The sequence below is a fragment of the Bacillus sp. FSL K6-1006 genome, assembly GCF_038593175.1.
GTDB classification, from domain to species: domain Bacteria; phylum Bacillota; class Bacilli; order Bacillales; family Bacillaceae; genus Bacillus; species Bacillus safensis.
Genome location: NZ_CP151970.1, coordinates 3514640 through 3526733, shown reverse-complemented (window position 1 = coordinate 3526733; position 12094 = coordinate 3514640). Strand labels below are relative to the sequence as shown.

The 12094-nt window shown below is 43.1% G+C and carries 12 protein-coding genes and 1 riboswitch; of the genes, 10 read left to right on the top strand and 2 right to left on the bottom strand.

Features of this window, described 5'->3' with window-relative positions:
* Nucleotides 1-23 precede the first annotated feature (23 nt).
* The 5 genes from NSS65_RS18365 (at nucleotide 24) to NSS65_RS18345 (ending at nucleotide 3888) form a co-directional block, all read left to right on the top strand.
* Nucleotides 24-329, top strand: a complete 306-nt coding sequence (locus NSS65_RS18365) for a PTS sugar transporter subunit IIB (protein WP_024423869.1) — start codon at nucleotides 24-26, stop codon at nucleotides 327-329.
* Nucleotides 330-343: 14 nt separating this feature from the next.
* On the top strand, nucleotides 344-1693 hold the full coding sequence (gene celB, locus NSS65_RS18360; protein WP_326135214.1) for a PTS cellobiose transporter subunit IIC: 1350 nt from the start codon (nucleotides 344-346) through the stop codon (nucleotides 1691-1693).
* 26 nt (nucleotides 1694-1719) lie between these two features.
* Nucleotides 1720-2046 (top strand): PTS lactose/cellobiose transporter subunit IIA, encoded by a 327-nt coding sequence (locus tag NSS65_RS18355; RefSeq protein ID WP_024427495.1) that lies wholly within the window; start codon nucleotides 1720-1722, stop codon nucleotides 2044-2046.
* Entirely contained in the window at nucleotides 2043-3371 is a 1329-nt protein-coding gene (locus tag NSS65_RS18350) for a 6-phospho-beta-glucosidase (protein WP_326135215.1), read from the top strand. Before NSS65_RS18355 ends, NSS65_RS18350 begins: the two co-directional genes overlap by 4 nt.
* Nucleotides 3372-3489: 118 nt before the next feature.
* Complete coding sequence (locus NSS65_RS18345; protein ID WP_326135216.1) at nucleotides 3490-3888, top strand: hypothetical protein; 399 nt, start codon at nucleotides 3490-3492, stop codon at nucleotides 3886-3888.
* A 316-nt stretch (nucleotides 3889-4204) separates the two neighbouring features.
* Here the strand turns inward: NSS65_RS18345 and NSS65_RS18340 are convergent, their stop codons facing one another.
* Complete coding sequence (locus tag NSS65_RS18340) at nucleotides 4205-5296, bottom strand: branched-chain amino acid aminotransferase (protein WP_326135217.1); 1092 nt, start codon at nucleotides 5294-5296, stop codon at nucleotides 4205-4207.
* A gap of 367 nt (nucleotides 5297-5663) precedes the next feature.
* Here NSS65_RS18340 and NSS65_RS18335 point away from each other — a divergent pair, with 367 nt between their 5' ends.
* From NSS65_RS18335 to NSS65_RS18315, 5 genes are all read left to right on the top strand, one after another.
* Nucleotides 5664-7091: a right-handed parallel beta-helix repeat-containing protein gene (locus tag NSS65_RS18335; protein WP_046312807.1), complete on the top strand. Its 1428-nt coding sequence runs from the start codon at nucleotides 5664-5666 to the stop codon at nucleotides 7089-7091.
* 97 nt (nucleotides 7092-7188) lie between these two features.
* Nucleotides 7189-7298: riboswitch (SAM riboswitch) on the top strand.
* 171 nt (nucleotides 7299-7469) lie between these two features.
* Nucleotides 7470-8588, top strand: coding sequence for a sugar ABC transporter substrate-binding protein (locus NSS65_RS18330; protein WP_034281327.1), 1119 nt, complete (start codon nucleotides 7470-7472; stop codon nucleotides 8586-8588).
* A 69-nt stretch (nucleotides 8589-8657) separates the two neighbouring features.
* Complete coding sequence (locus NSS65_RS18325) at nucleotides 8658-10154, top strand: sugar ABC transporter ATP-binding protein (RefSeq protein ID WP_217008662.1); 1497 nt, start codon at nucleotides 8658-8660, stop codon at nucleotides 10152-10154.
* Nucleotides 10151-11164 carry an ABC transporter permease gene (locus NSS65_RS18320; protein WP_326135218.1) on the top strand — a complete coding sequence of 338 codons (1014 nt, stop codon included), beginning with the start codon at nucleotides 10151-10153 and terminating at the stop codon, nucleotides 11162-11164. The genes NSS65_RS18325 and NSS65_RS18320 overlap by 4 nt, the downstream gene beginning before the upstream one ends.
* Nucleotides 11165-11259: 95 nt before the next feature.
* Complete coding sequence (locus NSS65_RS18315; RefSeq protein ID WP_025093809.1) at nucleotides 11260-11892, top strand: GTP pyrophosphokinase family protein; 633 nt, start codon at nucleotides 11260-11262, stop codon at nucleotides 11890-11892.
* 45 nt (nucleotides 11893-11937) lie between these two features.
* On the opposite strand, the gene NSS65_RS18310 is transcribed toward NSS65_RS18315, so the two are convergent.
* Nucleotides 11938-12078: a hypothetical protein gene (locus NSS65_RS18310; RefSeq protein WP_162860197.1), complete on the bottom strand. Its 141-nt coding sequence runs from the start codon at nucleotides 12076-12078 to the stop codon at nucleotides 11938-11940.
* Between the last annotated feature and the right edge of the window lie 16 nt (nucleotides 12079-12094).

Sequence of the window (12094 nt, the reverse complement as noted above, 5' to 3'; positions counted from 1 at the left end):
CTTTGAAAAGGGGGCGTTTACACATGAACATCTTATTGGTTTGCGCAGCAGGTATGTCCACAAGCTTACTTGTCACAAAAATGGAGAAAAGCGCACAAGAACAAGGAAAAGAATATCGTATTTGGGCAGTATCAGGAGATTCTGCGAAAAATCATATTGATCAAGCCGATGTGCTTTTATTAGGACCTCAGGTTCGATATTTATTACCACAAATGAAAAAGCTCGGAGAAGAAAAAGGAATCCCAGTAGACGTGATTAATACTGTGCATTATGGCGTTTGTAATGGCGCTGAGGTTTTAAAATCTGCTGAACAGTTAGTGAACGGATAAAGGGGGCGGAGGGGATGAATGGATTCAACCGATTTCTAGAAGAGAAGGTCATGCCGTTTGCAGGGAAGATTGCCGCTCAAAGACATTTACAAGCATTGCGTGACGGAATTGTTTTAACGATGCCTCTCATTATTGTCGGTTCACTGTTTCTCATTTTAGCCAACCTTCCGATTCCAGGATACAGCGATTTTATGGCAAGTATCTTCGGAGCAGAATGGGCCACGAAACTATCCTATCCTGTTAATGCAACCTTTGACATTATGGCACTTGTTGCGACCTTCGGGATTGCTTACAGGCTTGCTGAAAAGTATGCCGTTGATGCGCTATCATCTGGTGCGATCGCTGTTGCGGCTTTCCTTTTGGCTACACCATATCAAGTACCTTTCACACCTGAAGGCTCAACAGAAGCTATCCTAGTAGGCGGGGGAATTCCTGTCACACTGATGGGCAGTAAAGGTTTATTCGTTGCCATGATTATTGCCATGCTTTCAACCGAAATTTACCGCTTCATTGTACAGCGGAACATTGTTATCAAAATGCCTGATGGTGTACCGCCAGCAGTCAGTAAATCGTTTATTGCACTTATTCCAGGTTTTGTGGTCATCACCCTGATCTGGGTCGCTAGACTTGTGATTGAGATGACACCTTTTGAGAGTATTCATAATATCATCACGGTCTTAATTGGCACACCGCTATCGATTCTTGGTGGCAGCTTAGGCGGCAGTATTGTTGCGATGGGTGTGCAAATGCTCCTCTGGGCATGTGGTATTCACGGAGCAACCATTGTCGGCGGCGTCATGGGGCCAATTTGGCTCGGTGCAATGGATGAGAACCGTCTTGCATTCCAAGCAGGAGAAGTACTGCCGAATATTTTCACAGCGCAGTTCTTTGAAATCTTCATCAACGTCGGCGGAAGCGGAGCAACGCTTGCTTTGGTGCTGACCATGATCTTACGTGCCAGAAGTAAACAAATGAAACAGCTTGGCCGCCTTGCCATTGGGCCAGCCATCTTTAACATCAACGAACCAATCATTTTTGGAATGCCGATTGTCATGAACCCAATGCTCCTCATTCCGTTTATCCTTACGCCAATCATGATGATCATCACCACATATATCGGAATGAGTACAGGGCTTGTGGCAAAACCAGCCGGGATCGCTGTCCCATGGACCATGCCGCCAATCATTTCAGGCTATCTCGCCACAGGAGGCAAAATCTCTGGTGCTGTCATGCAGCTGATTAACCTTGCGCTGTCATTTGCCCTATACTACCCATTCTTTAGAATGTGGGATAAGCAGAAATTGAAAGAAGAAAGTGAGCTAGAAACAAAAGCATCAACTGATGAAAATGTCGTCAGCATATAATAGAGGGAACAAGGGGGATGCAGCCGATGGAAATGGAACAAATTGTGTTTCAACTCATCCTGCACGGCGGAAATGGCAGAAGCTCCGCGATGGAGGCCATTACATGTGCAAAACAAGGAAACTTTGATGAGGCGAAGCAAAAATTGCAGGACGCACAAGACGCGTTAAATGAGGCGCATCACGCACAGACAGAGCTGATCCAAGGAGAAATCAGGGGCGAAAAGACGGATATTAGTCTCTTAATGATTCATGCGCAGGATCATCTCATGAACGCAATGACCGTCAAGGAGCTCGCAGCAGAAATCATCGAGCTCCATGAAAAAATGAAGCAACTCGGAGGTGTCAATTCATGAAAGAAGGAATCAAAATTGTCACAATAGGCGGTGGATCGAGCTATACGCCTGAGCTCGTCGAAGGGTTTATTAAACGATATCAAGAATTGCCTGTAAAAGAATTATGGCTTGTGGATATTGAAGCGGGTCAGGAAAAGTTAAACATCGTAGGCGCTCTGGCGAAACGTATGGTTGAAAAAGCAGGTCTGCCGATTGAGGTACACCTGACTCTTGATCGTCGGGAGGCCTTGAAGGACGCAGATTTTGTGACGACACAATTTCGTGTAGGACTGCTGGAAGCACGGGCAAAGGATGAGAGAATACCGCTTAAATACGGCGTCATCGGTCAGGAAACGAACGGACCAGGCGGTTTATTTAAAGGCCTTCGGACCATCCCAGTCATTCTAGACATTGTGAAGGATATGGAAGAGCTTTGCCCAGACGCATGGCTTGTGAACTTTACAAATCCAGCGGGCATGGTCACAGAAGCTGTTTTACGCTACACGAATCTAAAAAAAGTGGTCGGTCTATGCAATGTGCCGATTGGGATCAAAATGGGGATTGCCAAAGCGCTTGATGTGGACGTTGAACGCATCGAGGTACAGTTTGCCGGTCTCAATCACATGGTCTATGGATTAGACGTATATTTAGACGGGGTCAGCATTATGGATCAAGTGCTTGATGAACTAGGAAATCCAAACAGCCAGTGGTCCATGAAAAACATTGAAGCGAAAAACTGGGAGCCTTCTTTTGTGAAAGGATTAGGGGTCATCCCATGTCCGTATCACCGCTATTACTATAAAACGAAAGATATGCTGGAAGAAGAGCAAAAGGCGGCTCAAGAGAAAGGAACACGAGCAGAGGTTGTACAGCAGGTCGAGCAGGAATTATTTGAGCTCTATAAAGATCCTGATTTGTCGATTAAACCACCACAGCTCGAAAAAAGAGGCGGGGCCTATTACAGCGATGCGGCCTGTAACTTAATCAGCTCCATCTATAATGATAAGCACGACATTCAACCAGTCAATACAGTGAACAGAGGGGCGATTGCCAGCATTCCGGCTGAATCAGCGGTTGAAGTAAACTGTATCATTACGAAGGACGGACCAAAACCAATCGCGACAGGTGATCTGCCTGTAGCTGTAAGAGGACTCGTTCAACAAATCAAATCATTCGAGCGTGTGGCAGCAGAAGCGGCTGTGACTGGAGATTACGAGACGGCTCTTGTGGCGATGACCATCAACCCGCTCGTCCCATCTGACGACATTGCAAAGCAAATTTTAGACGAAATGCTCGAAGCGCATCGTGAGCATTTACCGCGATTCTTCAAATCAGTCAATGCTTAACACATAATGGCCCCTTTAATGGGGTCATTTTTTTGATTGCCCCATATGGAAACTGGAGAAAGAAGTGTATGATTAGAAAAAACAGCATGTATGGCTTCAAAGAAAGGACTGTTGGAATATGGTTGCAATTGGTTTAATGTTTTACGGGTTTGTCGTACAGCCTGTCATTAGTTATGGTACAGTGATCTTGTTTTTGTATGGCCTTATTGCTTCATTTGTTGGCCTCATTCGGCATAAGGAATATGTGTGGATCTATGTTCTCCGCCTGCTCGTTTGTTTTACCATTCCCGTGACCAATCTGTTGATGTATTTTGCAACGATTGGAGGAGATGCAAGGAAATTTGATTTCCAGCCAATGCCGCTTGTTTATTATCTTGTCTTTATCCTAGAAATCATGATCATCTTTTTGCCAGAGATCTTTTTACTGATCGAAAAAAAGCGGAGCATCAAAAGGAAACAGTGGATATACGCAGGGGCGATTGTTGGGGTATCGGTCTTGTTTTGGTGCACGATTTGATGGGAAGAGACGGGTCAACTAAGTCTATTTCGCTTTTGTTTCTGTAACTTCTTTCGTCGGACCTTTACAAAAGAGATGGAAAGAGCAAGGATAGAGATTCCAAAAGCCTTAAATAAAAACCGGGTGAGGAAAGGTGAATCGTCGAAACCAGTGGCGACGATCATCGATCCGATGCAGATTCCAAAGAATGCTAGTAGATAAGTAAAAAACATACCATCACTCCCCTTATTCATGTGTATTTACCATTATAAGGGATAAAAGAGAGGTAAATAAACAAAAAAGAACCCTTCATGATTGAAAGGTTCTTTTTATATGCTTATGCTTGCTTGACGACTGAGTCAACTTCAACTGTCCAGCCGAAGATGTCTGGCTGTGTCCCTTTTTGGATGCCAGTAATGGCTTCGTACAATTTCTTCGATACTTCGCCTGTTTGACCATTTTGGATCACATATGGCTGATCATGATAAATTAATTCCCCGACAGGAGAGATCACGGCTGCCGTTCCAGTTCCGAAAATTTCTTCAAGCTCGCCAGATTGATGTGCTTCAATTAACTCATCAATTGAAATTTTGCGCTCTGTTACTGGAATTCCCCAATGCTTTAACAGTTCAAGTACAGAGTTGCGTGTGATGCCTTCTAAAATGCTGCCGTTCAATTCAGGCGTCACGATTTCGCCATTGATTTTAAAGAAGATATTCATGCTGCCGACTTCTTCAATGTATTTTTTCTCGACCCCATCAAGCCAAAGAACCTGTGAAAATCCTTTCGTTTCAGCAACCTGCTGTGCTTTAAGGCTTGAGGCATAGTTTCCAGCTGTTTTGGCATTTCCTGTTCCACCCTTAACGGCACGGACAAACTCATTTTCAACTGCAATTTTGACCGGATGAATGCCTTCTTTATAGTATGATCCCACAGGAGATAAGATAATGAGCAGCTTATACGTGCTAGACGGTGCAACGCCTAAATACGGCTCAGTGGAAATAATGAATGGACGAATATACAAGGAAGTTCCCTCTGCATCAGGTACCCAATCCTTATCAATACGAATGAGTTCATTTAAGCCCTCTAATACTGTTTCTGTATCAATTTGCGGAATACACAGGCGGTCATTGGATCTGTTTAAGCGTTCCATGTTTTTTTCCGGACGGAATAAGAGAATTTTTTGATCCTCAGAAACATAAGCTTTCAAGCCTTCAAAAACAGATTGACCATAATGGTAGACCATCGAAGCTGGGTCCATTGGAATGGCCTGATAAGGGATAATTCTTGGATCGTACCAGCCTTTATCAACTGAATAATCCATCACAAACATGTGATCTGTGAAGATTTTTCCGAATTCAAGTTGATCAGATTGAGGTTTTGGTTTTCTTGTTGAACTAAGTTCAACTCGGATGGGTTGTTTTGGCATTGTAAATCTCCTTGCTGTTTGATTATTTGAAAATTCTAATAATATGAAATAATTATGATTCTATTCTATACCTTCACAAAATATTAGCAATAGGTTTTCTGTAATTCAGACAAGAAAAATCTGTTAAAGCGCTTTCCTTCTCTCTGCTGTCAGTTTGGCTCATGTCACCCCTTTTAAAAAAGAAATAAAATCCAAATGCATTATTAACTGATTAATCTGACAATTTAAAAACGAATGGTTTTCCTGTAAGATATTCTTTCAACCATACACCTTTTGACTAGTACATTGCAAGGGACATCGTCATATTTTAATCCTCTTTTTTTTAACCGATAAAGGAAGGAGAGAAGGGAAAGGAGCAAACAACAAGATGAAACGAGCGATACCAGGCATTTTACTCATTTTATTCATGACCGTCATCAGCTTTGGCTGTCAAGCGATGACAGATGAGGCTGGCGCTAAGCAAAGCACAGCCTATTACGTAGCGGTAAACGGAAGCGACAAAAACCCGGGAACTAAGCAAAAACCTTTCCGTACGCTGAAAAAAGCGGCAAGTATGGCGAAGGCTGGGGCAACCATTTACATGAGAGGCGGCACATACAAAGAAAAATTGATTGTCCGCCATTCAGGAACAAAGAAAGCACCCGTTGTCTTTCAAGCTTACGGAAAAGAAAAACCTGTGATTAGCGGGGCTTCCCTTAAAGGAAATCAAGCCGATGGCGGTCTTGTCACGATCGATCAAAAGAGCTACATCACCCTCAAAGGCCTGACTGTAGGACATCTTAAGACGAATAAAGAAGATTTGACACCAGTTGGTATTTTCATCAAAGGAAGCGGCAAAGGCGTCAAACTGCTTAATAACCGAGTGTATGATATTCAGACGAAACATGAAAATGGAAATGCACATGGAATTGCTGTCTATGGGACAAAAGCTCCAGCAGCGATTGAAGACATTGAAATCAAAGGAAATACCGTTGAAAAATTAAAGCTGGGCTTCAGTGAAGCGCTTGTGCTAAATGGGAACGTGAAAAAGTTCCGTGTGACACATAATACGGTCCGGCACACTGATAATATTGGCATTGATTTAATTGGATTTGAGAACGTGGCACCCTCTAAAAAGTATGATCAAGTCAGAAACGGTGTCGTCTCAAGAAACAAAGTATATGAGATTACGAGTGCAGGGAACCCAGCCTATGGCAGCGACATTTCTGCTGGCGGAATTTATGTCGATGGCGGAAAAGACATTGTGATCGATCATAACATCTCACATCACAATGACTTAGGGATTGAAGTCACAAGCGAACATAAAGGAAAAATGGCGGACCGCATCCGCATCGAACACAATCAAGTGTATTTGAACCGTTATACAGGCATTTCTATTGGCGGCTATGATAAGAAGCGTGGCGGTACAACCAATACGACGATCTCACATAATACTTTGTACAAAAATGACACAGCCGGCTTAGAAGGCGGTCAATTGCTGATGCAGTATCAAGCAGTGAACAATCGAATCACGAATAATATCATGACCGCTAGTGCCTCGCATTACTTAGTCGTGAATCTTTATCAAGTGAACCAAAAGAATACCTTCCAGAAGAACGTTTATGATGACCGCAAAGGTGCGAAAGCATCACAGTGGGTATGGCACGGGAAATGGCTGGAAGGCTACAAAACGTATCTCTCTAAAAGCGGTCAAGATAAAGGATCAGCACATCTCAACCCGCAATTTGTGAATGAGAAAAAATATGATTTCCGTCTGAAGAAATCATCACCTGCGAAGAAAATCATCGGAAGCTGATGGTATATTAGAAATTTTCAAAAAAGTCATTGACATTGATGTGACATCACATTAAAGTAAAGAAGACATTTCAACGAAAACAAATTTCATAACGGATCTCTTATCAAGAGAGGCAGAGGGACTGGCCCTATGACGCCCAGCAACCGTTTCTATTTTAGAAATTGGTGCTAATTCCTGCAAAGCTGTTACAGCTTTGACAGATAAGAGAGGAAGACTTCCCGATACATGTTTCATGCAACGGTGATCAAGCCTCTCTTTCCAAGAGAGGCTTTTTTTCGTCTCTTTTTTAGAATCAAATGCCTGTTTTACAGGCGTATTTCCACTTTTTTACCCAGTTTTCCGATGTGAAAAATCAAAACAACTTGAGGAGGAACAGCAATGAAGCGTAAGCATTTTACATCATGTCTTGTCTTATTAACGGCATTAACCGTCCTATTAACAGGCTGCGGCACTGGATCAAGTGCAGGCTCAAAGGCAAATACGAACGAAAAAGTCTCTTTTGACAATGTACCGAAGCGATTTGCAAAGGGACAGGGAGCAAAAATTAAAGTCATCCGCAAAATTGGAGGAGACGATCATACAGCTCAATTTTTAGCTGGAACCAAGGCAGAAGGTGAAGCACTCGGCTTTACGGTAGATGTCTACACCGCAAATGGAGATACAGCGAAATTCCATGATGCCATCTCTCAGGCACTTGAAGAAAATTATGACGGTTTTATCATCTCTCACGGGGACGACGAGGCGACAGTCGCTGATGTGAAAAAAATCACAGCGAAAGGCATTCCAGTTGTAGCGTTTGATTCGAATCCTAAGCTGAAGGACATCAAAGGGGTCACAGTGACGTCTCAAGATGACGAACAATTAGCGAAAAAATCATTAGATGCGCTCGTGTCTGATTTTAAAGGAAAAGCAAATATTGCGTACCTCTGGGTAGATGGATTCCCGCCAATGGTGAGACGAAATAAGGTCTATCAAGAAACGCTTAAACAACATTCAGGGATCAAGGAGCTTGACCGCTTTGGTATTGCCTCCTCTGATACGTCTGTTCAAACGCAAAATGCAGTAGCAGCCATGCTGAATAAGTATCCAAAGGGCAAGCTGGACGCTATTTTTGCCACATGGGATGCCTTTGCCATTGGGGCAGCAAGAGCGTTAAAGGAAGCAGGAAGAACAGAAGTGAAGATTTATGGGATTGATGTATCAAATGCGGATCTTCAAGAAATGACAGCGAAGGACAGTCCGTGGAAGTACACAGCAGCGGTTGATCCGAAGCTCATCGGCGCAGTCGACGTGAGGATTCTTGCGAAGAAAATAGCTGGTGAGAAAACACCGTCTTCCTATGACCTTGAGGCCTCTCTCATCTCGCAAAAGCAGCTTCAACAAGCAGGAAAAGCCATTAACATGGTCAATCTTGCAGACGAAGTGAAGGGATTTGGTTCATCGACTGCTTTTGAGGAAGATTGGATGAAGACCTTGAAGAAGCATTATACAAAATAAGCGACGTGCACTCTCTTTCCATAGAGGGTGTTTCGTTTTTCAGATGATATCAAGAGAAGGAGGACACCTATGACAGCGCCGCTTGTTCGTATGAAGAATATTTCAATTGAATTCCCAGGGGTCAAAGCGTTAGATCAAGTGAATTTCACATTAAAAAAAGGGACGGTCCATGCACTGATTGGAGCAAATGGTGCTGGGAAATCAACGTTAATGAAGGTTCTTTCTGGCGCTCATTCCCACTTCGACGGGACCATCTACATCAATGGCCAGGCGGCATCCATTCAAACCCCAAAGGATGCATCCTCATATGGTGTGCAGACGGTCCATCAAGAAGTGGATACGGCTCTTGTTCCCTACTTAAGTGTTGGTGAGAATATGATGATGCATGAAATTGAGAAAAAAACATTTGTCAGTTGGAAAGAGCTGCATCGCAAGGCGGCTCAACTATTAAAAGAAATGGACATCGACATCTCCACAAAACGACTTGTCAGCGATCTGACCCTTGCCGAAAAACAGTTGGTGCTCATTGCCAAGGCTGTTTCCATTAAATGCAGCATTTTAATCTTAGATGAACCAACGGCTCCGCTTAGTCATGCAGAAACAAGCAAATTATTCTCAATGATTGATCGGTTGAAACAGAATGGGACGGGGATCGTGTTTATTTCTCACCGCATGCCTGAAATTTTCACCATCTGTGATGAATTGACTGTGATGCGAAATGGAACGGATGTTGCAGCTCACCTTGTCAAAGACACAAATCCGCAGCAGGTCATTGAAGAAATGCTAGGCGCACCATTAGAGGAGCAATTCCCGTCTCGCAGGCCACTGAAAGATGCACCTATTGTGCTTGAAGTGAAAGAGCTAAACGATCAACATAAATTAAACAACATTCACTTTTATGTCAAAAAAGGAGAAATTCTCGGGATCGCAGGACTTGTCGGTGCTGGTAAAACAGAATTGTGCAAAGCCCTTTTCGGTGCCTCAGAAAAAAAGACGGGGACCGTGCAGCTTCATGGTCAAACCATCCGCATCACATCGCCTCATCAAGCGGTGAGAGCTGGAATGGCTCTTGTGCCGGAAGAGCGGAGAAAAGAAGGGATTCTGACCGAAGAGAGCGTGGGGTGGAACTTAACGGCTGCAAGTCTTCACTCATTTTCACGGATATTCAGCTTCTTACATCGTTCGAAGGAAAAGCAGGGAGCAGGCGACATCGTCAAACGGCTTGGTGTCAAAACGCCGTCGCTTGAAGCGAAGGTGAAGCACCTATCTGGTGGAAATCAGCAGAAGGTTGCTATCGGAAAATGGCTGCTGGCTGAGGCAGATGTGTATCTCTTTGATGAACCAACCAAAGGTGTAGACGTTGGAGCGAAAAAAGATATTTTCACTTTGATTGCAGAGCTTGCCGCCCGCGGAAAATCTGTCATTTATGCGTCGAGTGAGTTGTCAGAAATTGCAGGCATCGCTGACCGGGTATACGTGTTATATGATGGCAGCATTACCCGGGAAATGACCGCACCGACGACTGAAGAGGAGCTTTTATATCATTCAACAGGAGGACAATCATGAGCGAACAACAAATTCCAGCCCCTGTGCAGCAAATTAAAAAACAGCGGCCATCCTTTCATCTGTTTGATTTCTTTTATCGATATGGCACAATCTTAACCATTGTTGTGTTGATTGTAATATTTGCGGCATCGAATCAAGCGTTTTTGCAATCAGGAAATATCATCAATATTCTACGGTCTATCTCGATAGTGACCATCATTGCGGTGGGCTTAACCATCTCATTGGCAGTAAACGGCTTTGATTTATCAGTTGGATCAGTCGCTACGCTATCAAATGCAATTGTCATTTCTATGTTCGTATGGTTCTCGCAAAACCCAGTGATTGCAATCCTCTCTGCACTAGCGGCTTCTATTATTGTTGGATTGATAAATGCATGGATGATCGTCAAAATGAAAATTCCAGATATGCTCATGACATTAGCCATGATGTTTATCATTCAAGGACTGGCTCAAACGTATACGAAAGGGGCGACCATTTCTGAAAATATGGTGCTTCCCGATGGCACGTTCTCAACGGGAACGATTCCTGCCTTTTTCAGCAAAATTGGACAGGTGCCATATATCATTCTCATTATGGCTGCCATTGTACTATTTGCGCATGTTTTCATGACCTACACAAAGCACGGCCGATTCATGTACATCATCGGTGGGAATAAGGAAGCGGCTCGTTTGTCTGGCATACATGTGAACAAATACAAAATTGCGGCCTATCTGCTTTCTGCGTTATTTGCAGCGATCGGCGGTATCGTGCTGGCATCAAGGGTGATGACAGCAGAAATTAATGCGGGTGCACCATATTTAATGGATGGAGTAGCGGCTGCTTTTATCGGTTTTTCCGTCATGGGAGCAGGTAAGCCAAACGCATTTGGCACTTTTATCGGGGCTGTACTCATCGGTATTTTACAAAATGGGCTTGTGATGATGTCTGTCCCTTATTATGCAATGGATATTGTGAAAGGCTCTGTGCTGGCCCTTGCACTGGCGCTGACATATTACAAACAACGAGGCTAACTGCGTATTTTTTAAAACCATTCGAGTCCTCTCTCCGTCTAGTAAACGGAAAGCGGTGCAGCTGCCGTTTCCCAAAAGGAGATGACAAAAAGAAAATGAATATGTCAGCAACTCATGTAGAAGATTTGAAAAATGTCATGGAAGACTGGAAAAATGAACTATTAGTATATAAATTTGCGTTAGATGAAATGGATACAAAGTTTTCAATTATCAGCCAGGAGTATAATTTAATCCATGGACACAACCCAATAGAGCATACAAAATCACGAATTAAATCCTTTGAAAGCATAGTGAATAAACTAGCAAGAAAAGGATGCGACATCACGACACAATGTGCCAAGGAGCATATCCATGATATCGCAGGTGTCCGCATCATCTGTTCTTTTATTCAAGATATCTATAACATTATGGATGTATTGAGGCAAAGAGAGGATTTAAAGATCCTTGAAGTGAAGGACTACATTCAACATCCAAAACCAAATGGCTACAGAAGCCTTCATTTAATTGTTGAGATACCTGTCTACTTAACAAATCGTGTGGAGCATGTGAAGGTTGAGATTCAGGTGCGGACCATTGCGATGGATTTTTGGGCGAGTCTAGAGCATAAAATCTATTATAAACTGCAAAACGATGTTCCTCATCAGCTGACTGATGAACTGAAGGAAGCCGCAGATATTGCCCATTACTTAGATGAAAAAATGCAGAATATTAAACGAGAAATTGATTAGCACATCAAAAAGCAGCTGTTTTGATCACAGCTGCTTTTTTTCATATTAAGGATTGGTTCCACGGTCTCTCTTTTGAATAATATCTTGAGATTGTGCAGATTGGCTGTCTTTTTGAATGGAAGTACCAACAGAAACACCTGTTATCAAGAGGGTTAAAATCGCACTTGTGATGAGCCATTTCTTCATCATACATCACTCCATT